The following is a 26337-nucleotide window of genomic DNA, read 5'->3' as shown; positions in this document are numbered from 1 at the left end:
CCGGGCGAGGGAAGCACGATGGCGTCCGTGGTACAGACGACGCGCTTCGCCCGCTTCCCGCTCGGACATTTCCCGACCCCGCTCGAACCGCTGGACCGGCTCACCGCGCGATTGCGCGAACGCCACCGGGACGTACCGGACCTCTGGATCAAACGCGACGACTGCACGGGTTTGGCGACCGGTGGCAACAAAACGCGCAAGCTGGAATTTCTCGTCGGCGACGCGCTCGCGCAGGGTGCCGACACGCTGATCACCCAGGGCGCGACGCAGTCGAACCACGCCCGGCAGACCGCTGCGGCCGCCGCGCGCGCCGGACTGGCCTGCAAACTGCTGCTGGAACAGCGGCAGGTGCGCGACGAGGAGTACGAGAACTCCGGCAATGTGTTCCTCGACGAATTGCTCGGCGCCGACATCGTGGACCGGGTACCGGCCGGAACTGATATGTCAGCGGCGATGGAAGACGTGGCAGCGAAACTGCGCGCGGAGGGACGGCGGCCGTACGTGATCCCGGGCGGCGGGTCGAATCCGATCGGCGCCCTCGGATACGTCCAGTGCGCGCTGGAGCTGGACGCCGCGCCGGTCCCCGTCGACTGGGTAGTGCACGCGACCGGCAGCACCGGCACGCAGGCCGGGCTCGTCGCCGGATTGAGCGCGGTGCACAGCCCGGCGCGGGTGCTCGGCGTCAGCGTGCGGCAGCCGGAAGCCCGGCAGATCGACGCGGTGCACGGGCTGGCCGTCCGGACGGCGGAGCTGATCGGGACCGAGGTTTCCCGTGACGATGTGCTGGTGGACGACCGCTGGGTCGGCGAGGGCTACGGCCTGCCGACCCCGTCCATGGTCGACGCGGTGCGGCTGCTCGCCGAGACCGAAGGGATCCTGCTGGACCCGGTGTACTCCGGGAAGGGCTTCGCCGGCCTGCTCGGCGGGATCGCGGAAGGCCGGTTCGCCGCGACCGACCGCGTCGTCTTCGTGCACACCGGCGGCGTCGCCGGGCTGTTCGGCTACCGGTCCGCGTTCCAGTGATCGCGGGCGTCCTCGGCGGCATGGGTCCCGCGGCGACCGCGGAGTTCTACGCGAAGCTCATCGCGCGCACGGTCGCGGAGCGCGACCAGGACCACCTTCGAGTGGCGATCTGGGCCGACCCGACGGTGCCGGACCGGGTCGCCGCGGTGCTCGACGGGAGCACCGACCCGTATCCGGCTTTGCTTGCCGGGGCGGAAAAACTGCGCGATCTCGGCGCGTCCGTGCTCGCCGTGCCCTGCCACACCGCGCATTTCTTCCTGCCCCGGCTGGCCGCGGACAGCGGGGTGCCGTTCGTGGACATGGTCGCGGAAACGGCGGACTTCCTCGCCGGACGGACGGGTCCGGTCGGCCTGCTCGGCACTCGCGGGACGATCGCCGCCGGGTTGTACCAACGGCGAGTGCCCGAGGTCGAGTGGGTGGTGCCGTCCGAGGCGGGGCAGCGGGAAGTCGACGCAGCGGTGGCGGCGGTGAAACGCGGCGACCTCGCCGCTGGAGCGGCACATTTCGACCGGGCGCTGGCGGAGGTCGACGTGCCGTTGTCGGTGCTGGCGTGCACCGAACTCCCGCTGGTGGCGGGAAACGCGACCGGGGTGCTGGACCCGACGGACCTGCTCGCCGACGCGGTGATCCGCCGCTGCGGCGGAAAACCGGTCGACGTCCGGCCGTCCGCCTGACAGAGTCCGGCCATGACCGATCTGCTGACCGCCGCGGACGTGCTGCTCATGCAGGAGCTCGCGCAGCGGATCACTGCCGTGCGCCCGGAACTCGTCAACAGCGACGCCTCCTACGGCGAGCTGGCCTGGAACTGGGGCAAAGGGCACGCCGCACAAGGCGCGAGCTGGGTCCGCCGCCTGTGGTTCGCCGGCGACGACCTCGTCGCGTGGGGCTGGGCGCAACTGCCCCGGAGCGTGCGGCTCAACGACGGCTCGGTCAAAGACGTCACCGGTGCTTACCTGGCATATCAGGTCCATCCCGACCACGCCGGGCTGGTCGACGACGTGATCGACTGGTTCGACGCCACCTCGGACGGCCTCGAACGCACCGTGCTTCCCGGCGCGGCCGACAAGTTCGGCCTGGAACGCTGGGCGGCGCACGGCTACGGGCGCGATCCGGACGGCCTCGGCGACACCGGGTCCTGGACGCAGCTGAACGAACGCGACCTCGAGGTGCTCGAAACGCCGGTGCTGCCGGACGGATTCCGCTTCCGCATCGCCGCCGAGGCCGGTCCGGAGGCGGCTGTGCGGGCGCATGTGGACGCGTGGGGCGTGACCGCGTACACGCTGGAAGGCTACGAGGGCGTCCGCGCGACCCCGGCGTATCGCGGTGACCTGCATGTCCTGGTCGAAGCGCCGGACGGGACGATGGCGGCGTCGGCGATCATGTGGCTGGACGAGGCGAACAAGACCGTCGAATTTGAGCCGGTCGGCACCCATCCGGATTACCGGCGTCGGGGGCTGGGCCGAGCGATGCTGCTGCACGGGATGGACCGCGCGCGGGCAGCCGGAGCTGCCCACGCGACGGTTGCTTGTCTTGGCGCGCCTGGACATCCGTCGGCGCGGGAGTTGTATTACGGCGTCGGGTTCCATGAAGTGTGCCGGGACGTGCCGCTGCTCAAGCCCGCGTGAGCGGGGGCTGGCCCATCCGCAGCGCACCGAACTTCGCGGACGTCCGGACCGCGTCGAAGCCGTAGCTGATCATCTCGGTCTCGTACTCCCGCAGCGCGGGGAGGAGGTCGGCCTCGGTGAGCTTCCTGGCGAGTAGCTCGGCGTCGCGCAGGGCGGTGTTCGCGCCGACGCCGACCGCCGGGCTCATCGCGTGGATCGCGTCGCCGAGCAGGGTCACCGGCGTGGTCGGCCACGGCTCGATCGGCACGCTGGTGCGCATGAAGATCGGGAACAGCGTCTCGGGATCGGCGAGAGCCAGCAGCTCGCTGGCTTTCGGATTCCACTTGCGGGCCAACGAAACCGTCATGTCCCGCAACTCGCGCCCGGTCGCGGCGCGGAGTTCGTCGTCGGAGCACGGCAGCAGTTCGGTGCGCGCGGCGAACAGGCACATCACGTAGTCGCTGGTGTCGGTGAGCCCTGGCAGAGACGGCGGGCGCCGGGAGTGGACCGGGGCGATGCCGATGTGCTGGTGGTCCGGGCCGAAGAGCCCGCGATAGATCCCGAACCACTCGTCGGGGATCAATTCAGCGGTCTCGCGGGTGAGCGGGAAGCGGCCGTACATGATGCGCACACCGGTGTCCATGACGCGGGCGCGCGGCAGGTATTGGCGTCGGATAACCGAATTCACGCCGTCGGCGGCGACCAAGACGTCCGCTGAAGCGGTGGATCCGTCGGCGAACGTCGCGGTGACGGTGTCGTCCAGGCGGTACCCGGTGCATTCGCGGCCGAACTCGACGACGTCGTCCAGCCCGTGCAGAAGGATCTCGCGCAATGTGCGCCGGTTGATCGAGACATTGCGTTCGACCGGTTCCTCCGGCGGCGTCCCGGTGAGGTAACTGGTACGCGACGGTGTCGAACTGGCATCCCAGATCGCCCGGCTGAGATGAGCAGGAAGCAGCCGGTCCAGCGCGTCGAGGCCGCGCGGGTCGAGCCGCAGGCGATACCCCTGCAACCGGCCGGCCGCTGAGATGTCACGTTCGCGGACTGCGACGGCAATCCCAGCGCGGTGCAATCCCTGCGCGAGCGCGAGCCCGCCGATGCCGCCGCCGATGATCAGGACACGAAGTTTTCCGGGCACAGCGAATTCCCCTTCTGAGTACGGAACGAGGGGACGTGCTGGACGCACCGGAAAGGTGCGGGTACGAGCGCGGCGCGCCGCCCGGACTACCTACCGGGCCGTGGCTTTCGACGTCCTGGGCCACCCTAGCTTTTTCCGGAAGCGGATTGTCAAGGACGGATTTCCGCCTAGGCTGGGCTCATGTGCGCACCGGGGCCGGAGATCCGCGGGACGCGGGTGGAACTGCTGACCGCCCCGGACTGCCCGAACGCCGAAGCGGCCCGGTCGCTGGTGGCCGAGTGCCTCGCCGAGAGCGGCCTCGACGCGGCGGTCGTCGAACGCGTCGGCAGCTACCGTTCGCCGACGATCCTGGTCGACGGGGTCGACGTGATGGGCACGCCCGGGCCGGTGGCGGGGGACGCCTGCCGCCTTGACGTGCCGACCCGGGAGCGGGTGCTCGCCGCGTTGGCGGCCGTGAAGGCCTGACCGGAAGCCGTTGCAGCTCGCTAGTTGTCTTCGGGGCACCCTTCGCTCTGGTTCACATTACAGATGTAATGTACGCTCGCCCGGACGAAGCCGAGGAGGTGCGGATGAGCCGGTCCGGAACCGCGGACGACCCGACCGGGACGAAGCTCGCCCTGCGCCGGGCGGCGGTCGGCGTGGTCGCTTCCGACGGGCTGCGCGGCCTCACCTACCGTGCGGTCGCGCGGGCGGCGGGCTGCACCACCGGCGCGGTCCAGCACCACTTCTCCTCGATCGACGACCTCCTCCAGTCCTCTTTGGACCTGGTGCTGGAGGAAAGCGCGGAGAACGGCCTGATCGGCGCCCGCACCGGCGTCTACGCGGACGGTCCCGAGGTGCGCCAGCGGTTCCGGGACAGCGCGGACCTGCAAGTGTTCCAGTACCAGCTGGTCGTGGAAGCGGCGCGGCGGCCCGAACTGCGGCCGGTCGTGCGGCGGCTCTACGACGGCTATCTCGCCGCGGTCGGCAAGGAACTGTCGGCCGACGGCGGGCTGGCCCAGCTCGTGTTCTACGCCCTCGACGGAATGTTCCTGCACCAGGCGGCGGATCCGGACGTCGATCCGGGCCCGGCGCTCGAAGCCCTGCGCGGCCTGCTCGCGGCCGCGCGTTAACCGAACCCGGACCCCTTGCCCCGGCCGCGCCCGACGCCGCCGGGGTCGAAGTGTTGCCGGATACCGTTGCGCCGCAAGAACTTCTCACCGTCCTATCCGGAATTTCGTCCTCGCTCAGGTGTTGACTTAATCAACACCTAGGGGTCAGACTCGGCGCATCCCCGAAGCCGCCGAACCGAAAGGCGTACCCGATGCCCGACACCGCCGCCGCGACCTTGCTGATCGACGGCCGCTGGCATTCCGCCCCGGCGACGTTCGACGTCGTCGACCCCGCGAGCCTCGCCGTCCTCGGCCAGGCCGCCGACGCGGGGCCCGAGCAGGCGCGGGACGCACTGGCCGCGGCCGCGCGCGCCGCCCGCGGCTGGGCGGACACCGATCCGGAGACCCGCAGCGGCCATCTGCGCGCCGCGGCCGCCGGAATCCGTGCCCGGCAAGGAGAACTGGCCGCGTTGCTGAGCCGCGAGAACGGGAAACCGCTCGCCGAGGCGAACGGCGAACTGGCCGGGGCCGCCCGGATGCTGGAGTGGGCCGCGGAGGAGGGCCGCCGCGCGTACGGGCGGGTCACGCCGGCGAACGCGGCCGGTCCCGGTCTCGTGCTGCGCTCGCCGGTCGGCCCGGTGCTCGCGATCACGCCGTGGAACTTCCCGGCCAGCATGCTGATCCGCAAGGTCGGGCTCGCGCTCGCGGCGGGCTGTCCGGTGCTCGCGAAGCCGGCCGAGCAGACCCCGCTGATCGCCACCGCGTTGCTGGAAATCGTGCAGGAAACCGGTTTGCCCGCCGGGGTGCTGCAGTCGCTGACCACCACGCGGCCCGCGGAACTCGTCGGAGAATTGCTGGCCGACCGGCGGCTGCGCAAGGTCAGCTTCACCGGTTCCACCGAGGTCGGACTGGGCCTGCTGCGCCAGACCGGCGACATCCTCCGCCGCACGTCGCTCGAAATGGGCGGGCACTCGCCGGCGATCGTGTTCGAGGACGCCGACCTCGAAGCGGCCGCGGCGGGCGTCGTCACCGGGAAGTTCTTCAACGCCGGGCAGAGCTGCACCGCGGTGAACCGGCTGTACGTCCACGAAAGCGTCCGCGACGACCTGCTTTCCTTGATCGAAAAGAAAACCGCCGCGCTGAAGGTCGGCCGGGGCGACGCCGAAGGCACCAACGTCGGTCCGCTGATCGACGAGGCCGGGCTGGCGAAGGTGGAGAACCAGGTTGCGGACGCGGTCGGCAAGGGCGCGCGCGTGCTCGTCGGCGGCAGCCGGTGGACGGATCCCGCGCTGCCGGGCCATTTCTTCGAGCCCACCGTGCTGGACGGCGTCACCCCGGACATGCTCATCAGCCGCGAGGAAACGTTCGGCCCGGTGCTCGCGGTGTCGGCCTTCCGCACCGACGACGAGGCCGTCGAACTCGCCAACTCCACCGATTACGGCCTCGCCGCCTACGTGTTCGGCACCGATCTGCGCCGCATCTGGCGCACGCTCGACCGGCTCGATTTCGGCGTGTTCGGCGTCAACGACCCGGCGCCGGTGCGTCCGGAACTTCCCTTCGGCGGCCAGAAGAACTCCGGCCAGGAACGCGAAGGCGGGGCCGAAGGCATCGATGCCTACACCGAGACCAAAGCAGTCGCTCTGCGGTTCTGAACCGCTCCCCGAAAGGAATCCGCATTGACCACCGCTGAACTCGCCGCTGCCGACCAGCGCACGCTCATCCACCCGCACACCGTCATCGGCGACCCCGCCGAACCGCTCGTCCTCGACCGCGGCGAAGGCGCGCTGCTCTGGGACACCGAAGGCAACCAGTACATCGACGGCACCTGCGGCCTGTGGCAGTGCCCGGTCGGCCACGGCCGCGCCGAACTCGCCGACGTCGCCGCCGAGCAGATCCGCAAGCTGGAGTTCTACTCGTCCTTCGGCGACTACTCCAACGCCCCGTCGATCCGCCTCGGCGAACGCCTCCTGTCGCTCGCCCCGGCGGGTCTGGAACGCGTTTACCTCACCAACGGCGGTTCGGAGGGCAACGAAACTGCGATCAAACTCGCCCGGCTCGCCTTCCATCACGCGGGTTCGCCCGAGCGCACGGTGGTGCTGGCGCGGCACGGCGGTTACCACGGCATGGGCGGGGCCTCGCTGGCCGCGACCGGCATTGAAGGCCTGCGCGCCGGGTACGGTCCGCTGCTGCCGGACGTCGAATGGCTCGGCAAACCGCACGGCATCGAGCACGGTCCCCACGCGACAGACATCCTCGTGGCCGAGCTAGAGAAGCGGATCGAAGAGATCGGTCCACATCGGATCGCCGCGTTCATCGGGGAACCGGTGCTCGGCGTCGGCGGGATGGTGCCGCCGCCCGAGGGCTACTGGCCGCGCGTGCAGGAAGTATTGCGGCGGCACGGAATTCTGCTGATCGTGGACGAGATCGTGACTGCGTTCGGCCGCACCGGGCACTGGTTCGGCAGCGAGCACTTCGGCATCGAGCCGGACATGATCGTCACCGCGAAGGGACTCACCAGCGGGTACATTCCGATGGGTGCGGTCCTCATTGGACGGAGGGTGCTGGAGCTCGCCGAAGGCGCGGCGTTCCTGCACGGCTTCACCTACAACGGCCACCCAGTCGGCTCCGCGGTCGCGCTGGCGAACCTCGACCTGATCGAAAAGGAGAACCTGCTCGAACGCGCCACCGTCCTCGGGGCCCGGCTGCGCGAGCGGCTCGACCCGCTCGCCGAACTGCCGCACGTGCGCGAGGTCCGCGGGGTCGGCCTGATGCTCGGCATCGAGTTCGCGGACCGGCCCACCGCGCCGGTGCAGGCGGGCTGCCGCGCGGACGGTGTGGTGGTCCGCGCGTCCGGGACCAGCATCGTGCTGTCCCCGCCGCTGGTGATCACCGAGGACCAGATCGACACTTTGGCCGACGTGCTGTGCAAGCACGTCGCCGCCGCCGCGAGCTGAACGGAGGAGCCATGAGACGCCGGATACCGACGCTGTTGTCCGCCGCGCTTCTGCTCACCACCGCCGGCTGCGCGATTTCCGAGGGCGGGCCGAACTCGCTCGTGTTCGTTTCCTACGGCCAAGGCGCGTACCAGGCGGGCCAGCGCGCCGCGTGGCTCGACCCGTACGAGAAGCAGACCGGGACGACGGTCACCCTCGACGGCCCGTCGAGCAACGCCAAGCTCAAGGCTATGGTCGAGGCGGGGAAGGTGACCTGGGACGTCGTCGACACCGACGCGTCCGCTGCCGCCGCCGTGTGCGGGAGCCTGCTCGAACCCGTCGACATGGGCGCGCAGGCGTCCGGGTTCCCGGACGGCTCGCTCACCGACTGCGGGGTGCCGGACGCGTTCTTCGGCATGATGCTGATGTACGACTCGAAGGTCTACGGCAAGCATCCGCCGACGAAACTCGCGGATTTCTTCGACCCGAAGCAGTTCCCCGGACGCCGCATCATCTACGGCGGCGACCCGAGCGTCGGCACGATCGAGGCGGCGCTGCTGGCCGACGGCGTGCCGCGGGACAAGCTGTACCCGCTGGACATGCGCCGCGCGCTGCGGATGTACGACCGGATCCGGCCGCAGTTGGCCATCAGCAGCACGTACGGCGACCAGCAGCAGCGCATGGCCGGCGGGCAGGCGGACATGGCGCTGATCGTCAGCGCGCGGGCGTTCTCGCTGCTCAAGGCCGGTGCGACGAACTGGAAAGTGGTGCCTGACATCCCAGTTCCGGTGACCTGGGATGTCCTGGTGGTGCCGAAGGGGACGGCACGCGCCGAGGAGGCGAAGAAGCTCATCCGCTTCGCCTCGCAACCGGCGCAAGCGGCGGACTTCGCCGCGCGGGCGGGCGTGGGACCGGCCAACACGGCCGCCCCCGCCGCCCGTTCGGAGATCGGCCGCCAGCTCGACATCTGGGGCGAGGGCAAGGAGGACTTGCGAGTGCTCAGCAACGTGCGCTATTGGGCGGCGAACCGGCCCGAGCTGGTGAAGGCGTGGTCGGATTGGACGACCGGATGACCGCCGTGGCGACCCGCGTCCCGGCCGTGCCGCGGGCCGGGCGCGAAAAACGGCGGACCTCGTGGCTGCTGCTCCCCGCCGCGGCGGTGGTGCTGGTGTTCTTCTTCTACCCGCTCGCCGTGATCCTGTGGCGGAGCTTCACCGAACCGTCGTTCGGGGTCGGCAATTACCTGGCGGTGCTCGGCGACGAGGTGCAGATCCGCGTGCTGCTGCGGACTTTGCGGACCGCGCTGATCATCACCGTGGCGACGCTCGTCATCGCCTATCCCTACGCGTATGCGATGACGCTCGTCGGCCGTCGCGCCCGGTCGGTGCTGACGCTGCTGGTGCTGATGCCGTTCTGGACCAGCCTGATGGCGCGCAACTTCGCCTGGTACGTGCTCGAACAGCGCGGCGGCGTCATCGACCGGGTGCTGTCGGCGATCGGCATCGACGGGGTTGTGCTGCTGGGTTCGGTGGCTGGCGTGACGGTCGCGATGGTGCAGGTGATGCTGCCGTTCATGGTGCTGCCGCTGCAAAGTTCGATGCTGAGCATCGACCGCAGCCTGCTGCACGCGGCGGGCAGCCTCGGCGCGCGGCGTCCGGTCGCGTTCCTGCGGGTGTACGTGCCGCTGTCGATGCCGGGCGTGCTGGCGGGGGTGTCGGTGGTGTTCATCATGTCGCTGGGCTTCTACATCACCCCGGCGCTGCTCGGCACGCCGCAGCAGGCGCTGGTCGCGCAGGTGATCGGCACCCAGGTCAACGACCTGCTGGACTTCGCGGGCGCCGGCGCGCTCGGGACGATCCTCCTGGTCGTCACGCTCGTGGTGCTCGCCGTGCTCAGCCGCGTGGCCGCGCCGCTGGGCACCAGTGCGGCTGGAGGTGCCGACCGTGGCTGACAATCCGTCCATCAGCAGGGCCGCCGCGGTGCGGCAGCGGAGCCTCGGCTGGGGCCTGCGCGTGTGGGTCGCGCTCGTCGCGTTCGTTCTCGTCGCACCGACGCTCGTGGTGATCCCGATGAGCTTCGGCGCGGGCTCGACGTTCGAGTTCCCGCCGAAGGACTGGTCGTGGCACTGGTACGCGGAGTTCTTCACCAGCAAGCAATGGCTGGCCGCACTGGCGAATTCGGTCCAGGTCGGGGTGCTCGCCGCGGCGCTGGCGACCGTGCTCGGCGTGGCGGCCGCGCTGGCGCTCGACCGGATGCGGCGGGGGAGGGGCATCGTCCGGCAGCTGCTGATGGCTCCGATGATCCTGCCCGGCATCGTCGTGGCGGTCGCGATTTACGGCGTCTTCCTGCGCTGGCAGCTGAACGGCACGATGCTCGGTTTCGTGCTGGCGCACGCGGTGCTGGGGCTGCCGTTCGTGCTCACCTCGGTGCAGACCAGCCTCGCCGGATACGACCCGATCATGGAGAAGGCCGCGGCGAGCCTCGGCGCGCCGCGCTGGACGACGGTGCGCAAGGTCGTGCTCCCGATCATCGCGCCCGGCGTGCTGTCCGGTTTCGTGTTCGCCTTCGCCACGTCGTTCGACGAGGTCGTGGTCGCGCTGTTCCTGCAGACGCCCGCGATCAAGACGCTGCCGGTGAAAATGTACGAATCGATCGTGCTGGAAATCGACCCGACGATCGCCGCCGCGTCGAGCCTGATCGTCGTGTTCACCACCATCCTGCTGTTCGTCCCCGCCGTTCTGCGCCGAAAAGAGCAATCATGACTGACGGAATCGCGACCGCACACGTGACGAAGGCGTACCCCGGCGTCGACCGGCCTGCCGTGGACGACGTTTCGCTGCACATCGCCGACGGCGAGTTCATGACCTTCCTCGGCCCGTCCGGTTCGGGCAAGACGACCATGCTGTCGATGATCGCCGGATTCACCCCGCTCACGTCCGGATCGATCACTGTGGACGGTCAGGAGATCTCGCGGCTCAAACCGCACCGGCGGAACCTCGGCGTGGTTTTCCAGCAGTACGCGCTGTTCCCGCACATGTCGGTGGCGCGCAATGTCGCGTTTGGACTGACCCAGCGCAAGGTGCCGAAGCCGGAGATCGCACGGCGGGTGGACGACGTGCTGGAACTGGTCGGATTGTCGGCGGTGCGGGATCGGTTGCCGCGCCAGCTTTCCGGCGGCCAGCAGCAGCGCGTCGCTCTGGCGCGGGCCGTGGTATACGAACCGCGCGCGTTGCTGATGGACGAGCCTTTGGGTGCGCTGGACAAGAAGCTCCGTGATCAGTTGCAGCGGGAAATCGCGCGCATGCACCGGGAATTGGGCATGACGTTCCTCTTCGTGACACACGATCAACAGGAGGCGCTGACGTTGTCGGACCGGATCGCGGTGTTCAACGACGGCCGGATCGAACAGGTCGGCACGCCGGAGGAATTGTACGAGCGGCCGGAAACGTTGTTCGTCGCGCAGTTCGTCGGGGAGTCCAATGCGTTGTCGCTGACGCCAGGGGAGGTCACGATCGTGCGGCCGGAACGCTTGACCCTGCACACTTCCGCGGATCCAGTCCCGAGTGGACACCAGCGGGCGAGCGCGCAGGTGACCGACATCGTGTACGTCGGCGACCACACGCGGATCTGGCTGCGGTATTCCGACGGGGCGCGCGGGTGCGCGGTGCTGTCGGCCGGGGTCGCGCACGAGCATCGGCCCGGGGACGAGGTGATCGCGGCCTGGCATCCAGAGCATCAGGCCGTGGTGCCGAGCGCCGAAGTCCCGGAATTGGCGGCGGTATGACCGAGGATGTACTGCTGCGCGGCGGAGTGGTCCGGACGTTCGACCCGGAAGTCGGGACCGCTTCCGCGGTGCTGGTGTCGGACGGCCGGATCGCCGCGGTCGGCGACGACAAGACGGTTTCCGCCGCGGCCGCACCGGACGTGCGGGTCGTCGAACTGGCGGGCCGGACTGTCCTTCCTGGACTGAACGACGCGCATTTGCACCTGGCGTTCCACGCCGCCGCCGGTCCGGAGTTCTGTGTGGACCTTTCGGCCGCCTCGGATCTTTCCGCGGTAGCCCGTGCGTTGGCGGGTGCGCCGTCGGGGGAGTGGATCGTCGGCCGCGGCTGGCGGGAGACGACGATCGCTGAATTCGCGGACGGCCGCGCGGTGCCGACCCGAGCCTGGCTCGACAGCGTGACTGGCTCGCAACCGACGGTACTGCATCACGCGTCGTCCCACGAGGTGTGGGCGAACAGCGCGGCGCTCGCGCGGGCCGGGATCACCGCGGCGACACCGGACCCGGAAGCCGGGGAGATCGTGCGGGACTCCGCCGGCGAGCCGACCGGGGTGCTCGTGGAAAGCGCGCAGGAACTGGTCGCCTCGCTGGTGCCGAAGCCGAGCCGGTCGGTCCGGCTGGATTCGATCGTGCGCAGCATGGAACGGTTGAACGCCCTCGGGATGACGAGCGTGACCGATCCGATCGTCCCGCCGGACCTGTGGCAGGACTACCGGGACCTGCACGCCGCCGGCCGGCTGCGGATGCGGATCACCGCGCTGCTGCACTGGAACTGGCCCTCGCCGACGACGTCCGCCGCCTCGCTGGCGGAACTGCTGGACGAGACGGATTTCTCGGTCGGCGACGACCTGCTGCGGATCGGCGGCATCAAACTGTTCGCCGACGGCGTGCCGACGCACTGCACCGCGTGGATGCACTCGGCGTACCCGTCCGGCGGGCACGGCAGCCTGGTGACCTTCGGCCCCGACGACGACGCGCGCGTACGTGAGCTGCACGAACTGATCCTGGCCGCCCACGTCCGGCGGGTGCGCGTGCAAGTCCACGTGACCGGGGACCGGGCCGCGGACGCAGTAGTCGACGCGATCGAGGCGGCCCAGGCCGCCGACCCCTGGCCGGAAGCGCGGCACGCCTTGATCCACGGCACCTTCTTGTCCACCGCCGTGCTCTGCCGCCTGGCGCGGTCCGGAATCGGGGTCATCACCAGCTCGCTGATGCGGACCTACAGCGGCCCGTCAATGGTCCGTGTGCTGGGCGAGGAGCGGTGGGCCGACGCTTTCCCCGCGCGAGCCCTGCTGGACCACGGCGTGGCGGTCGCCGACAGCTCGGACGCCCCGGTGACCGTGCCGGACTGGCGCCGAGGCGTCGCGACCTTCACCGGCCTGCCCGGCCCGAACGCCTTCTCCACGGTGGCCAACCCGCTGACCAGGGAGGAAGCGCTGCGCCTGTGGACCACCGGCCCGGCGTGGCTGGAACACGCGGAGTCCGTCAAGGGAACCCTCCGTGTCGGTTCCCTCGCCGACCTGGCGGTGTTCGCCCACGATCCGGTCACCGCTGCCGGTCCGGAGTTGCTCAGCGTACGGTCGGAACTGACCATGCTCGGGGGACAGGTAGTGACGGAGTGAGGTTTCGTGTACAGCAGCAACACCGACGCTGACCGCGGCGCTTTCGTGTGGATGGTGAAGAACGCCGTCGTCCCGCGGCCGATCGCGTGGGTGAGCACAGTGGACGGCGCGGGGGTGCGGAACCTCGCGCCGTTCAGCTACTTCGCACCGCTGACCATGGACCCGCCGACGGTGCTGTTCTCGATTTCGGAAGCGCCGAAAGACACTTTGGCCAATATCAAGGCTCAGCGCGAGTTCGCGATCACGATCGCGCTGAGCGGCCAGGAGGAATTGGTCGCGCGCACTGCGTCCACAGTGGACTCCTCGGTGGACGAGGCGGAACACGTGGGTCTGTCGTGGACGCCCGGGGTGCGGATCGCCGCGCCGCATCCCGCCGGGGCGGGCCCGAGCCTGGAATGCACGCTGGTGAAGATCGAGGAGTTCCGGGGCTCGCACCTGGTCTTCGGCGAGGTGGTCGGAGTCGCGGTGGACGACCGGCTGCTGCGCCCGGACGGCCGGCTGGACCAGGACGTGTACCACCCGGTGGGCCGCATGGGCGGCGCGACGTTCACCCGGGTGAACAACTGGGTGCGGGTGCCGATCCCCGCTCCGGAGGAGTTCCTGTCCGCGGGTCAGCATTCCGATGCGGGCAGCTGACCCTGCTGGCAGGCCCATTCGCGCTGGATCTCCCCGGACGTCTTCGGACGGCCGGGACCGCCGGGGTCGAGGTAGCCCTGGTATTCCTTGCAGCGCGGGTTGAACTTGCCCGCGTTGACCGCCCGCTGGCCGCAACCCGGGCCGGTCGAGGGATCGCGTCGTTTGGCTTGTGACGTGCTGGTCTTGGGCGTGCCGGTCGGCTTGGCCGAAGTCGAGGCAGCCGGTGGCGACGGGACCGGGACTGTTGTCGTGGACGGGGCTGGTTCGGGAGCGGACTGGCTCGCCAGCGGTGGGCCTGCGACGGCGTGCTGGGCAGGCGGGTTCTCAGTGCACCCGGCTAGCACCAAGGCCAGCGCGATGGCGGCGACGGCGAGGCAGGTCCGGGTCATGCCAGAAAGACGTACCCCGGTCCGTGAGCGTTACCCCGTCCCACTTCGCGTAGCCTCGGCCCTGTCCACGTCTGAGCAGGGAGGTTCCCGTGGCCGAAGCAACCCTCGCCGGGGTCCTCGACCGGCTCGCGGAGCTGCACGACCCCAAAATCCGGGCCGTCAACGAGAACCACGGCGACGACCACAGCGTCAACCTCACCAAACTCCGCGCCCTCGCGAAGGAACTCAAAGCCCAACCCGACCTGGCTCGCGAACTCTGGCAGACCGGCGGCACCAACGCCCGTCTCCTCGCGCTCCTCGTCGCCCGCCCGAAGCAGTTCGACCGCGACGACCTCGACGCGATGCTGCGCGAGGCGGGCACCCCCAAGGTCCACGACTGGCTTCTCGCGAACATCGTCAAGAAGAGCCGCCACGCCGAGGACCTCCGCACCGCCTGGCTCGAAGATCCCGACCCGGTGGTCGCAAGCGCGGGCTGGGCGCTCACCGTGGACCGCGTCGCCAAGAAGCCCGACGGGCTCGACCTCGGCCGACTCCTCGACGTCATCGAAGCCGAGATGAAAACCGCCCCGGCGCGGTTGCAGTGGGCGATGAACCACTGCCTCGCCCAGATCGGCATCGAGAACCCCGGCCTGCGCGCCCGCGCGATCGGCATCGGGGAGCGGCTGGGAGTGCTCAAGGACTATCCGACCCCGCCGAACTGCACCTCGCCGTACGCGCCGGTGTGGATCGCGGAGATGGTCAAGCGGCAAGCTTGACGGCAACACCAGCTGAACCGCACCAAGTCAGGCCTCGGCGAGCGCGATGAAGCTCGTCCAATCCGGATCGGACAACCCGAGCTGCGCACCGGCTTCGGCGAGGGCGGAAGCTGCGGAATCGAGGAACCACGACGCGGTCAGCACCATCTTCGCCGCAGCGGCGGGATCGCGGCGGACGCCCTCGGGAGTGAGGTCCTGCGCCTTGAGCGCGTGGACGGCGGAGTCGAGCAGCCGGGCGACGAGGCTGTACGCGTTGGCCGCTTCGGTGGTGCGAGTCAGCGCCCGGAACCGCGGGCGGGCGGCTTCGACGAGATCGGGGACCAGCAGGGCGCGCAGCCGCGGCCATTCCGCCGCCATGTGCTCGCCCAGCCAGCCGGAAAGCCGCTGATAGCGCACGGCGGCCTGCTCGAAGCGGGACCGCAGGGAGGTGATTTCCGCCGGTTCGGACTCGCCTTCCATGAAGAGGATTCCGGTCGTCGCGACCACGGCCGGGTCGTTGAGATCGACGCAGCCGACGGCGCCGTGCGCGGGGTCTAGCCGGTCGGGCGCCGGACTGTCCGACCACCGGGCGGCCAGCAGTTTCAAGGCGTTGGAATCGCGCCGCCACGCCGCCGACTCCTCGAGCTTGAGCACCGAGTGGTACCGCTCGTGTTCGCGGTGGTCGCGCGCCACCCGCACGTATCCGGCCAGTTCCGCCGGCGACGGTCCGTCGCTCATGGTCGATGCCCCTTCGCCTGGTCCACCCGAGAGCAAATGTTACACACTCTCTAGATTTAGAGTGAACCTAATTTTTGCGGCGAGAGGGTCAGCGGCGACGGTTCCGCGGGCGGGCCGGTTCGGTCCGGTCGTCCGGCGAGACGGCGGGTTGGCGGAACAGGCCGCCGTACCGGTCCTCCTGCGGGCGGACGAGGGCGCCGGGGCGCGGGCTTTCGGCCACGGGATGGCTGAAGAGCGGAGAGCTGACTGGTGCGGTGATGGGTTTACCTTTCCGGGCAAGACGGACCGCGACGGACCAAGAGGAACCGGGCGGATGGGCCACGTCGCACCACCGCCGTCCGGGAAGGGCGCCACTGGCCGATGCCGCGGGTGCGACCGAAGCGAGGGCAGCTCGGCGGCTGACAGGCCGCGAGGGTGACGGTGGTGTGCCGTGGGCCCGACGACATGACGTGCGTTCGCCCTGGCCGTGATCGGCCCGGACTGTCGGCGCACAAGATGTTCTCGGACACTGCTGACGGTACACCCTCGGCGGCCCGGTGCGCGCCGCCGCGTGCCCGGAACGGGGGATTCGGCAGTCGGCGGAGTCTCGCTGGCACGTCAGAATCCCTTGGTGGGCAAGGAATTACGAGTCTTGGAATGGTCTTGCCATCCGGATAAGGGATTTCTCCGGGTGTAGGCTCGACGGCAGGACCCCGGTCGCGGGCCTCCACTTCTGTCGAACCACTGCGGTTGTCCGGCACGCCACCCGATGCGGAGCGGAAAATGGACAGACCGGCAGACGGCCCGGGACACGGCAGCGAGTTCGCGGAGCTTTCGGCGCTGGTGAAAGAGGCGGGTTTGTTCCGCCGCCGCCCGGTGCACTATCTCGTCCGCGCCGCAGCGGCGTTGCTGGCGTTCGGCGGGGCGTGGACGCTGCTCGCGCTCGGCGCGGCGAGCTGGTGGCAGCTCGGCACGGCGGCACTGCTGGCCGTCGCCTACACCCAGCTCTCGTTCCTCGGCCACGACGCCGGGCACAAGCAGATTTTCCGGACCCGCCGCGCGAACGACGCCGCCGGAACGGCACTGGCCGCGCTGGTCGGGCTGAGCTACGGCTGGTGGGTCGCCAAGCACACCCGGCACCACGCGAACCCGAACGTTGAGGACTCCGATCCGGACATCGACATTCCCGCACTGGCGTTCACCCGCCGGCAGGGCCGCGCGAAGGCGGGTTTCCTGCGCTGGATGGCGAAATACCAGGCTTTCCTCTTCTTTCCGTTGCTGCTGCTGGAAGGCATCGACCTGCACTGGTCCGGGATCAAGGCGGTGCGCCACGGCGGAACCCGGTCCCCTCGGCTCGACGCGACACTGCTCGCCGTCCACCTCGCCGCGTACCTCGCGGCCGTGTTTCTCTTGCTGCCGCCGGGAATCGCCGCGGTCTTCGTCGTCGTGCACCACGCCGCGTGGGGTGTCTACATGGGATGCTCGTTCGCGCCCAACCACAAGGCGATGCCGCACCTGGAACCCGGGCACCGGCTGGATTTCCTCCGCCGCCAGGTGCTGACGTCGCACAACGTCCGCGGCGGCCGCTGGGCGACCTACGCGCTGGGCGGGCTGAACTACCAGATCGAGCACCATCTCTTCCCGAGCATCCCGATGGCGACCCTGCACCGGGCGCAGCCGCTCGTGCAGGACTTCTGCGCCGCCCGGGGGATCAGCTACAGCCAAGGCGGCCTGTTCCGCACCTACGCGGACGTCCTGGCGCACCTGCACCAGGTCGGGGCCCCGCTGCGAACCGCGGCGGAACCGGGTCGCTAGGAGCACGGTCTCGAACGCCGGGCCGATTCCGCCGGATTTCCGCGCGAACAATCCCTGAAGGCTGCCCGGCGCGGCTGCCGGATCCGACACATTTTCGCGTCGCGGTTCCGGCGCGAATCCGGACCGGAATGGCAACACCCCCTCAGGGCGTCGCGGATAGCGCGCGGAATCGGAGGCTAGCCGGGGCTTTTTCACGTTCGCACCCCTGCTGACCTGCCCGGGTTCCCCCTATGTGGTGATTCTGGGCCTACTGCCTCCCCGTCGCGGGGGAGAGCGCGGTACGAATTCTCCTGCCAGGTGTCGATGAACGCGGGTAAGCAGCTCGACAATTCCGTCCTTTGCCGTGGGAGCTTTCGTGATGGCCCGTCGTTCCGGATTCATGCGCTCCCGCGGGAAGCGCGCCGCCGCGGCTCTCGCCGTGGTCTTCGCCCTGAGCCTCGCGAGCGCCGCGCCCGCGATGGGCGCCACCCTGCCGCCCAGCACCAGCCCGGCGAGCCCGTCCGCGGCTCCGGCTTCGGCGCAGGAGAGCCCGGCGCCGTCCAGCCCGGCTGCCCCCGCGCCGACCAGCACCACCCCGACCACCTCGGCGCCGCCCGCCGCGCCGCAGCCGAGGGCGGTCGAGCCGAGAGGCCTGGGCACGCCGCGCAAAATCGGCCCCGACCCGGCGTTCTCGACGGTCGCCCACGGCGCGATCACCATGGCGTCGAACTCGGTCGTCAGCTGTGGCACCGTGCCCACGTCCTGCGGGGAGACCGCGAACAACTCCACCTACGGCTACTGGGTCAAAAGCGACCCGGCCGCCCCGGGCAACACCGCCTCGAGCGCGAACCTGACCGTCCCGCCCGGTGCCACCGTCCTCTCCGCCCGGCTGTACTGGCAGGTCAACCCGATCTCCTCGAACGCCGACTCCGGCGATGCCTCCCGCGCGAACCAGGTCGCGTTCAAAGCCCCGGGTTCCGCGACCTACCAGCGGCTGACCGCCGACACCTACGACTGGTTCGACGCGCTCGGCAGCGGATCCCCGCAGATCACCGCGCACGCGGGCGTCAAGGACGTCACCGGGCTGGTCAAACAGGCAGGCGGCGGCTCCTACACCGTCGCCGACCTCCAAGCCTGCCGCGGCAACTCGGCCAACTCCGCGAGCAACCTCGGCTGCTGGGGCGGCTGGTCGCTGGTCGTGGCGTACGAACTGGACACCGATCCGCTGCGCTACCTGCAGATCTGGGACGGCTTCGACGTGGTCCGGGGCGGCGCCAGCCCCACCTCCACCACCATCGACCTGAACGGCATCCGGAGCCCGGGCGACCACGCCCCGTCGGCCACCATGGGCGTGGTCGTCGGCGACGGCGACGCCAACATCTCCGGCGACTACCTCGAATTCGGCCGCGACGCCGCGTCGCTGCAGCGGCTGACGCTGCCCGCGCCCGGCGGCACCAGCACGAACAACGCGTTCAGCAGCCGGATCGACCGCGTCGCCGCGAACGGCACCGGCAGCAATGTCACCGACCGCACGCCGAATCCGGCCAACAACTTCGGCTACGACGCGCGCACGGTCGACGTCACCGGCAAACTGCCCGCCGGCTCGGACCGGGCCCAGCTGAAGGTCGGGACCACCGGCGACGCGCTGTACCCGCAGACCGTCTGGCTCATGACCGAGGCCAACGAGCCCAACCTGCAGATCGTCAAGTCCAACGACCCCGAGGGCAACCTCCAGGAACGCCCGCCGGGCTGGGTCGGGCAGGGCGGCGAGATCTCCTACGGGCTCGACGTCGCCAACCGCAACCCGGACGGCAGCACCACGAACCTGGACACCGCGACCGGCGTGGTCGTCACCGACACGCTGCCCGCCGGAGTGTCCTATGTGGCCGGTTCGGACCCGCGATGCACGGCGTCCGGCCAGGTCGTCACCTGCCAGCTGCCGGACCTCGCTCCAGGACAGAGCACGCACCTCGGGTTCCGCGTCACCGTTTCGCCGACCGTCGCTCCCGGCACCCGCCTCGACAACACCGCGTCGGTGGCCTTCCAGGGCAAGCAGACCGGCCGCGAACAGACGCGGACGAGCAACACCGTCCGCAACGTGGTCGCGGCGCCGGAGTACACGCTGGCGAAGGTCGTGGACAAGGCGACCGCGCTGCCCGGCGACCAGCTGACCTACACCGTCACGCTGGCCAACACCGGCCCCATCGCGGTGCCGCCCACCACCGTCACCGACACGCTCCCGCCCGGCACGACCTTCGTCAGCGCGGACACCACGAGCGGCACCGTCACCGGGACCGGCCCGTTGCAATGGCACGCCGCGGCGATCCCTCCGGGCGGCCAGGTCACGCTGACCGTGCACGTCCGGATCGACGACGCGACCATCGGCGCCACGCTGATCAACCGCGCGAAGGTGACCGACGGCCCGCCGCCGACCGTCCCGCCGGACCGGCAGTGCAAGGACGACGCCACCGCTTCTTGTGCGGAGACGGTGGTGCCCGGCACGAAAATCGAGATCGCCAAGACCGCAGACAAGGCGTCGGCGAACCCCGGCGACACCGTGACTTACACCGTGGTCGTGCGCAACACTGGCCAGGTCGCCGCGCGCGGCGCGACGTTCACCGACAACCTGTCGAAGGTGCTCGACGACGCCGTCTACAACAACGACGCCGCTCCCGCCGCGCAAACCTCTTACACCGCACCGAAACTGGCCTGGACTGGCGACCTCCCAGTAGGCGGTTCGGCGACGATCACCTACAGCGTCACCGTGAAGAATCCCGTGACCGGCGACCACAAGCTGGTCAACACGGTCACGTCGACCACGCCAGGCAGCAACTGCGCGGTCGGGTCCACTGATCCTCGGTGCGGCACCACGACGCCGGTCTCCGGAATCCGGATCAGCAAGACCGCCGATCCCGCCAGCGCCAAGCCCGGTGACACCGTGAAGTATACCGTGACGGTCGCGAACACCGGCCAGACTCCGTTGTCCGGCGCGACTTTCACCGACGATCTGTCCGAAGTGCTGGATGACGCTTCGTATGCCGGTGATGCGTCGGCTTCTTCCGGTTCGGTGAGTTATGCGGCACCGTTGCTGACGTGGACTGGCGATCTGCCGGTCGGCGGGACCGCGACGGTGACGTACTCGGTGAAGGTCAACAACCCCGACAGCGGCGATCACAAGCTGGTCAACGCCGTCACGTCCACGACGCCGGGCAGCAACTGCGTCGCGGGTTCGACCGATCCGGCGTGCTCGACGACGACTCCGGTGTCCGGAATGCGGATCGAGAAGAAGGCCGACAAGCAGTCCGCGAATCCCGGCGACCAGGTGACCTACACCGTCGTCGTCGCGAACACTGGCCAGACTCCGTTGCCAGGCGCGACTTTCACCGACGATCTGTCCAAAGTGCTCGATGACGCCTCTTACGACGGCGATGCCTCGGCTTCGGTGGGTTCGGTGTCTTACGCCGCGCCTAAGCTGACCTGGACAGGAGACCTCGCGGTCGGCGCTTCGGCGACGATCACCTATCGCGTCACCGTGAAGAATCCTGTTGCAGGCGACCACAAACTGATCAACACGATCACCTCCACGACGCCAGGCAACAATTGTGTCGCGGGTTCGGCCGACCCGGCGTGTTCGACCACGACGCCGGTGTCCGGGATCGAGTTCGCCAAGACCGTCGACAAGACCAGCGCGAACCCCGGCGATAAGGTCACGTACACGGTGACCGTCCGGAACACCGGCCAAACCCCGTTGTCCGGCGCGACTTTCACTGATGACCTGTCGCAGGTGCTGGACGACGCCGTCTACAACAACGACGCCACCCCAGCTGCGCAAACCTCCTACACCGCGCCCCGGCTGACGTGGACCGGCGACCTCCCGGTAGGCGGTTCGGCGACGGTGACCTACAGCGTTACCGTGAAGAATCCTGTTACTGGCGACCATAAACTGATCAACACGATCACCTCCGCCACTCCGGGCAGCAACTGCGCCGCCGGTTCCGCCGATCCCCGGTGCGGCACCACGACACCGGTGTCGGGAATGCGGATCGCCAAGTCCGCAGACCGCGACCAGGTCGTGCCCGGCGACAAGGTGACCTACACAATCACCGTCACCAACACCGGCCAAACCCCGTTGCCCGGCGCGACTTTCACCGACGACCTTTCCCAGGTGCTGGACGACGCCGACTACAACAACGATGCCGCTCCGGCCGCGCAGGTCTCTTACACCGCACCGAAACTGACGTGGACCGGCGACCTGCCCATCGGCGGTTCCGCGACGGTGAAGTACAGCGTTACGGTCAAGAACCCGGATCCGGGGGACAAGAAGCTGCACAACGTCGTCACGTCCTCGACCCCCGGCACCAACTGCCCGCCGGGTTCCACCGACCCGTCGTGCTCGACGACGACGCCGGGCAAGGAGCTGACGGTCGCCAAGACTGTCGACAAGCAGACCGCGAACCCGGGCGACAAGGTCACCTACACCGTGAAGGTGACCAACACCGGCCAGGTCCCGATGCCGGACGCGAGCTTCACCGACGACTTGTCGCAGGTGCTGGACGACGCCTCCTACAACGAGGACGCGTCTTCCTCGGTGGGCTCGACCGCCTACACGGCGCCGCGGCTGACGTGGACGGGCAACCTGCCGGTCGGTGCCTCCGCGACAGTGACCTACAGCGTCACCGTGAAGAATCCTGTTACCGGCGACCACCAGCTGCGCAACACGGTCAGCACGCCCGTGCCCGGCAACTGCGAGCCCGGTTCGACGGACCCGAAGTGCTCGACCCTGACGCCGCTGCCGGGGATGACGATCGAGAAGAAGGTCGACAAGCAGTCCGCGAACCCCGGGGACAAGGTCACGTACACGGTCACCGTGACGAACACCGGCAAGACTCCGCTGCCCGGCGCGACTTTCACCGACGACCTGTCGAAGGTCCTCGACGACGCCGCCTACAACGGTGACGCCGCTTCGTCCGCCGGTTCCGTGTCCTATGCCGCGCCGCGCTTGATCTGGACCGGCGACCTGCCGATCGGTGCCTCGGCGACGGTCACCTACAGCGTCACCGTGAACAACCTCGTCAAGGGTGATTTCAAGCTGGCGAACGTGGTCACGTCGGACACTCCGGGCGGGAACTGCCCGCCGGGGTCGACGGACCCGCGCTGCGGCACCGAGACGCCGGTGTCCGGCATCGCGATCAGCAAGGTCGCGGACAAGCCGTCGGCGAACCCCGGGGACAAGGTCACCTACACCGTGACTGTCACGAACACCGGCCAGACTCCGTTGTCCGGCGCGACCTTCACGGACGACCTGTCGAAGGTCCTCGACGACGCTGCCTATGACGGCGACGCGGCCGCTTCTGTCGGTGTGGTCACTTATGCTGCTCCTCGATTGACGTGGACTGGCGATCTTCCGGTGGGCGCTTCGGCGACGGTGACCTACAGCGTGACTGTGGCGAAGCCAGTCAAGGGCGACCACCGGTTGACGAACGTCGTCACATCCGACACGCCGGGGTCGAATTGCCTGCCGGGCTCCACGGACCCGCGCTGCGGGACGACGACGCCGGTGTCTGGGTTGGACATTTCGAAGGTTGTGGACAAGAAGGAGGCGAAGCCAGGGGACAAGGTCACTTATACGGTCACGGTGAAGAACACCGGCCAGACGCCCTTGCCCGGCGCGACTTTCACGGACGATTTGTCGAAGGTCCTCGACGATGCGACCTACGGCAATGATGCCGCGGCTTCGATCGGCTCGGTGAGTTATGCAGCACCGCGGCTGACGTGGACCGGCGACCTCCCGGTGGGCGGTTCGGCGACGGTCACCTACAGCGTCACCGTGAACAATCCCGTCAAGGGTGATTTCAAGCTGGCGAACGTGGTCACGTCGGACACTCCCGGCGGGAACTGCCCGCCTGGATCGGCCGATCCGCGTTGCGGCACCACGACTCCCGTCGCGGGCTTGGACATCACGAAGGTCGCGGACAAGAAGGATGTCAAGCCAGGGGACAAAGTCACCTATACGGTCACGGTGAAGAACACCGGCCAGACGCCCTTGCCCAGCGCGACTTTCACGGACGATTTGTCGAAGGTCCTCGACGATGCGACCTACGGCAATGATGCCGCGGCTTCGATCGGCTCGGTGACCTACACGGTGCCACGGTTGACGTGGACCGGCGACCTCCCGGTGGGCGGTTCGGCGACGGTCACCTACAGCGTCACCGTGAACAACCCGGTCAAGGGCGATCATCGGTTGGCGAACGTGGTCACGTCGGACACCCCGGGCACGAACTGCCCGCCGGAGTCGAAGGACCCGCGCTGCGGGACCACGACGTCGGTCGCGGGACTGATCCTGGAGAAGAAGGCGAGCGTCACCGAGGCGAAGGCGGGAGATCAGGTCACCTACACCGTCACCGCGCGGAACACCGGCCAGACCGACCTGAAGGACGCCACCTTCACCGACGACCTGACCAGCGTCCTCACCAACGCGACGTACAACAACGACGCGACCGCCTCGACCGGCTCGACGACCTACGCCGCACCCCGCCTGACCTGGACCGGAGACCTGCCGCTGGGTGCGATCGCGACGGTCACCTACAGCGTGAAGGTCAAGACCCCCGTCGGTGACGGGCAGAGCCTGCGCAACGTCATTTCCTCAACCACGCCAGGCACCAACTGCCCCGACCCCTCGACCGACGAGCGATGCAAGACGACCACGCCGCTCACGAAGACGCCGCCCACGCCACCGATCCCGCCCACGCCACCGACCCCGCCCACGCCACCGACCCCGCCGGTCCAGCCACCACCGCCGACGCCACCGCTGGCGTCGACCGGCGTGGTACTGATCCCAGTGGGCATCGCAGCGCTCGCCCTGCTCGCCGGAGGCGGAGCACTGCTGCTGCTCTCGCGCCGCCGCCGCTCCCGGCCCTGACCGGAGGACGGACGGCTGGGCCTGTCGCGGTGGGCAGGCCCAGCCACCGTCGGCGCACGCTGCTCCTGGTGCACGGCACCACCGTGCACCCCGTCGCAGGCGAGGCCGTGGTCGACTCCGGGATGGACCCGCCGGGTTGCTGCGTGCGCTTTTCCCGGCGGCAGTCGGGTTATCCGGTGGGTTGGCAACAGGGATGCGGTGGTCTCGTGCTCAATCTCGACCAGATGCCCGCTCCCGGGCACAGTGGCGTCGCCGTTCTTGCGCAGTGACTGCCTCCGCCGCAAGCCGCACGGCTGAACGTCGGGGCGGCGGCACTGGACCGCGCCTCCGCCTGACTTCACCCCGGCGACGTGAACGTCCGTGAAGGGCTCCTTGAAGGAATCAGATTCCCTCAAGGAGCCCTTCACGGACTTCTGCCTGGTGCCGTGCGGCATCGACCTGGTATCTCAACGGCTCAGCCCGCCGTGCGTCGGTGGCGGAGCCACCGCAACGCCCTGGTGCCCGCCGCATTAATCCCTGGTATCTCAACGGCCTCCGCCTGCTGTGCGCGGATCGTCCACAGAGGAACGCCGCGAAGCAGAGGCACCGGAGCCGCCCAACGACCCCGGTGCCCCGGGCCTCAGCCCTTCAACAATCCCTGCATCTCGGCGATCTCCGCCTGTTGCGCATCGATAATCCGCTGCGCCAGAGCCTTCGCCCCGGCATCCGAGCCCTGCGCGAGCTCCGTCTTCGCCATCTCGACCGCCCCCTGATGGTGCTTGATCATCATGTCCAGCCACGATCGGTCGAAGGCCGGGCCCTTGGCGGCGTCCAGGCTTTTCATGTCGGCGTCGGACATCATGCCGGTCATCGCGTGGTCGCCGGACATCTCGTGGCCGCCCGGCATCGAGTGGCTCGTCGCGGCGGTGCCCCAGGTCTTCAGCCAGCCCTGCATCTGCCGGATTTCCGGGCCCTGCGCCCGGTCGATCCGGCCCGCCAGGTCGACGACCTTCGGGTCGCTGCTGCGCGACGGCACCATTTTCGCCATTTCCAGCGCCTGCTGGTGGTGCGGGATCATCTGCTGAGCGAACGTGACGTCAGCGGCGTTGTGGCCCGCCTGCGAGCTGGGTGCCGGAGCGGGCGAGTCCGGGCCGCTGCAGGCGCCGAGCAGGAGCGACGCGGTCAGCACGGCACCGCTGAAAAAGATTTTGCGCACGAAAAAACCTTCTCTCAAAAGGGAAATTGCGAGGAAAGACCGGAAAGGAAATACCGATCAGGTTCGCAACACGCAGAGAGAAGTCAGGACAGTCCGGCCCCGTCTGTCGGGTGGGCGGTCGGCGGCGGGGGAGCCGCGGGTGCCGTCGAAAACGGCCTTCACCGCGGGGTAGCGGCGGAAGGCCAGCAGGCCCAGGACGAGCGCGCCCGCCGCGTACAGGACTGCCAGGCAGAGGTGCAGCATCGAGTGTTCGCCGGCGGGCATGCCGGACTCCGCGGCCGGGGCAGGCAAGGCCGAGTGCGCCTCGACGGACATCTGGCTGGTCATGGCATGCCCGGCACCGGGAGAAGGCACGTGGTGCATCACGGCGACGCCCAGTGCCAGCGCGAACAGCAGCAACACCCGCTGCACGCTGCCGAGCCGGGACGTCGCCATGGGAGCAACCGTACCTGGCACCGGGGGAACCGCGGCGGGGCGGACGAAACGGTCACGCTCAGTGGTCGGCGGAGGCACCCCGTACTGGAAGTTGAACATTCACTCAACCAGGTTCCAGCCCGTGGCGCCGAGGCCGCCCCCGCTCGCCCGGGGTGCGGGTGTGCTACTAGGTTCGAGGGGGCAAGACTTGATGTCGAAGACAGAAGGAGGGCCCCATGGCCCGGTACGAGCTGCCCGAACTCGATTACGACTACGGTGCCCTCGCGCCGCACATCTCCGGCGAGATCAACGAGCTGCACCACAGCAAGCACCACGCGACCTACGTG

At 69.3% G+C, this 26337-nt stretch carries 22 protein-coding genes and 1 pseudogene; 18 read left to right on the top strand and 5 right to left on the bottom strand.

Annotated features, from left to right (window positions below):
- Positions 1-18 precede the first annotated feature (18 nt).
- Genes WA670_RS23805 through WA670_RS23795 form a run of 3 tightly spaced genes read left to right on the top strand, consistent with a single transcriptional unit; the run spans position 19 to position 2648 of the window.
- Positions 19-1023, top strand: a complete 1005-nt coding sequence (locus WA670_RS23805; RefSeq protein WP_336158898.1) for a D-cysteine desulfhydrase — start codon at positions 19-21, stop codon at positions 1021-1023.
- The gene (locus WA670_RS23800; RefSeq protein ID WP_336158897.1) at positions 1020-1697 is read left to right on the top strand and encodes an aspartate/glutamate racemase family protein; all 678 of its coding nucleotides are present in this window, start codon (positions 1020-1022) and stop codon (positions 1695-1697) included. The genes WA670_RS23805 and WA670_RS23800 overlap by 4 nt, the downstream gene beginning before the upstream one ends.
- A gap of 12 nt (positions 1698-1709) precedes the next feature.
- Positions 1710-2648, top strand: a complete 939-nt coding sequence (locus WA670_RS23795) for a GNAT family N-acetyltransferase (RefSeq protein WP_336158896.1) — start codon at positions 1710-1712, stop codon at positions 2646-2648.
- Here the strand turns inward: WA670_RS23795 and WA670_RS23790 are convergent.
- On the bottom strand, positions 2635-3765 hold the full coding sequence (locus WA670_RS23790; RefSeq protein ID WP_336158894.1) for an FAD-dependent oxidoreductase: 1131 nt from the start codon (positions 3763-3765) through the stop codon (positions 2635-2637). The two genes, WA670_RS23795 and WA670_RS23790, sit on opposite strands and share 14 nt — an antisense overlap.
- A gap of 180 nt (positions 3766-3945) precedes the next feature.
- Between WA670_RS23790 and WA670_RS23785 the strand changes: the two genes are divergently transcribed.
- From WA670_RS23785 to WA670_RS23740, 10 genes are all read left to right on the top strand, one after another.
- Positions 3946-4230: an alkylmercury lyase gene (locus tag WA670_RS23785; RefSeq protein WP_336158893.1), complete on the top strand. Its 285-nt coding sequence runs from the start codon at positions 3946-3948 to the stop codon at positions 4228-4230.
- 104 nt (positions 4231-4334) lie between these two features.
- On the top strand, positions 4335-4877 hold the full coding sequence (locus tag WA670_RS23780; RefSeq protein ID WP_051729766.1) for a TetR/AcrR family transcriptional regulator: 543 nt from the start codon (positions 4335-4337) through the stop codon (positions 4875-4877).
- Positions 4878-5068: 191 nt separating this feature from the next.
- Positions 5069-6508 carry an aldehyde dehydrogenase family protein gene (locus WA670_RS23775; protein ID WP_336158892.1) on the top strand — a complete coding sequence of 480 codons (1440 nt, stop codon included), beginning with the start codon at positions 5069-5071 and terminating at the stop codon, positions 6506-6508.
- Between the two features lie 24 nt (positions 6509-6532).
- On the top strand, positions 6533-7810 hold the full coding sequence (locus WA670_RS23770; protein ID WP_336158891.1) for an aminotransferase family protein: 1278 nt from the start codon (positions 6533-6535) through the stop codon (positions 7808-7810).
- Between the two features lie 11 nt (positions 7811-7821).
- Complete coding sequence (locus WA670_RS23765) at positions 7822-8862, top strand: extracellular solute-binding protein (RefSeq protein ID WP_336158890.1); 1041 nt, start codon at positions 7822-7824, stop codon at positions 8860-8862.
- The gene (locus tag WA670_RS23760) at positions 8859-9740 is read left to right on the top strand and encodes an ABC transporter permease (protein WP_240015637.1); all 882 of its coding nucleotides are present in this window, start codon (positions 8859-8861) and stop codon (positions 9738-9740) included. The genes WA670_RS23765 and WA670_RS23760 overlap by 4 nt, the downstream gene beginning before the upstream one ends.
- On the top strand, positions 9733-10551 hold the full coding sequence (locus tag WA670_RS23755) for an ABC transporter permease (RefSeq protein ID WP_134666662.1): 819 nt from the start codon (positions 9733-9735) through the stop codon (positions 10549-10551). Before WA670_RS23760 ends, WA670_RS23755 begins: the two co-directional genes overlap by 8 nt.
- On the top strand, positions 10548-11573 hold the full coding sequence (locus WA670_RS23750; RefSeq protein WP_336158889.1) for an ABC transporter ATP-binding protein: 1026 nt from the start codon (positions 10548-10550) through the stop codon (positions 11571-11573). The genes WA670_RS23755 and WA670_RS23750 overlap by 4 nt, the downstream gene beginning before the upstream one ends.
- A complete protein-coding gene (locus WA670_RS23745) occupies positions 11570-13192 on the top strand; it encodes an amidohydrolase (protein WP_336158888.1) in 1623 nt (540 codons plus the stop codon). The genes WA670_RS23750 and WA670_RS23745 overlap by 4 nt, the downstream gene beginning before the upstream one ends.
- A gap of 6 nt (positions 13193-13198) precedes the next feature.
- Positions 13199-13828, top strand: coding sequence for a flavin reductase family protein (locus WA670_RS23740; protein WP_336158887.1), 630 nt, complete (start codon positions 13199-13201; stop codon positions 13826-13828).
- Here the strand turns inward: WA670_RS23740 and WA670_RS23735 are convergent.
- Positions 13804-14217, bottom strand: coding sequence for a hypothetical protein (locus tag WA670_RS23735; protein ID WP_336158886.1), 414 nt, complete (start codon positions 14215-14217; stop codon positions 13804-13806). The two genes, WA670_RS23740 and WA670_RS23735, sit on opposite strands and share 25 nt — an antisense overlap.
- 89 nt (positions 14218-14306) lie before the next feature.
- Between WA670_RS23735 and WA670_RS23730 the strand changes: the two genes are divergently transcribed.
- Positions 14307-14972: a DNA alkylation repair protein gene (locus WA670_RS23730; protein ID WP_336158885.1), complete on the top strand. Its 666-nt coding sequence runs from the start codon at positions 14307-14309 to the stop codon at positions 14970-14972.
- Between the two features lie 27 nt (positions 14973-14999).
- Here the strand turns inward: WA670_RS23730 and WA670_RS23725 are convergent, their stop codons facing one another.
- Positions 15000-15689 (bottom strand): hypothetical protein, encoded by a 690-nt coding sequence (locus WA670_RS23725; protein ID WP_336158884.1) that lies wholly within the window; start codon positions 15687-15689, stop codon positions 15000-15002.
- 762 nt (positions 15690-16451) lie between these two features.
- On the opposite strand from WA670_RS23725, the gene WA670_RS23720 reads away from it, so the two are divergent.
- From WA670_RS23720 to WA670_RS23710, 3 genes are all read left to right on the top strand, one after another.
- Complete coding sequence (locus WA670_RS23720) at positions 16452-17483, top strand: fatty acid desaturase family protein (protein WP_336158883.1); 1032 nt, start codon at positions 16452-16454, stop codon at positions 17481-17483.
- A 358-nt stretch (positions 17484-17841) separates the two neighbouring features.
- Positions 17842-24381 (top strand): COG1361 S-layer family protein, encoded by a 6540-nt coding sequence (locus WA670_RS23715; protein WP_336158882.1) that lies wholly within the window; start codon positions 17842-17844, stop codon positions 24379-24381.
- Positions 24382-24449: 68 nt separating this feature from the next.
- Positions 24450-24650 (top strand): hypothetical protein, encoded by a 201-nt coding sequence (locus WA670_RS23710; protein ID WP_336158881.1) that lies wholly within the window; start codon positions 24450-24452, stop codon positions 24648-24650.
- Between the two features lie 350 nt (positions 24651-25000).
- Here WA670_RS23710 and WA670_RS23705 read toward each other — a convergent pair whose 3' ends face one another.
- The gene (locus tag WA670_RS23705; protein ID WP_336158879.1) at positions 25001-25576 is read right to left on the bottom strand and encodes a DUF305 domain-containing protein; all 576 of its coding nucleotides are present in this window, start codon (positions 25574-25576) and stop codon (positions 25001-25003) included.
- Positions 25577-25633: 57 nt separating this feature from the next.
- Complete coding sequence (locus tag WA670_RS23700; protein ID WP_336158878.1) at positions 25634-26011, bottom strand: hypothetical protein; 378 nt, start codon at positions 26009-26011, stop codon at positions 25634-25636.
- Between the two features lie 215 nt (positions 26012-26226).
- Here WA670_RS23700 and WA670_RS23695 point away from each other — a divergent pair.
- Positions 26227-26337, top strand: a pseudogene (locus WA670_RS23695) (superoxide dismutase); the annotation flags it as partial.

This window comes from Amycolatopsis sp. VC5-11, assembly GCF_037034185.1.
Taxonomy (GTDB): domain Bacteria; phylum Actinomycetota; class Actinomycetes; order Mycobacteriales; family Pseudonocardiaceae; genus Amycolatopsis; species Amycolatopsis nivea.
Note: the sequence above shows the minus strand (reverse complement) of the source record. Positions and strands in the feature narration are given on the sequence as shown.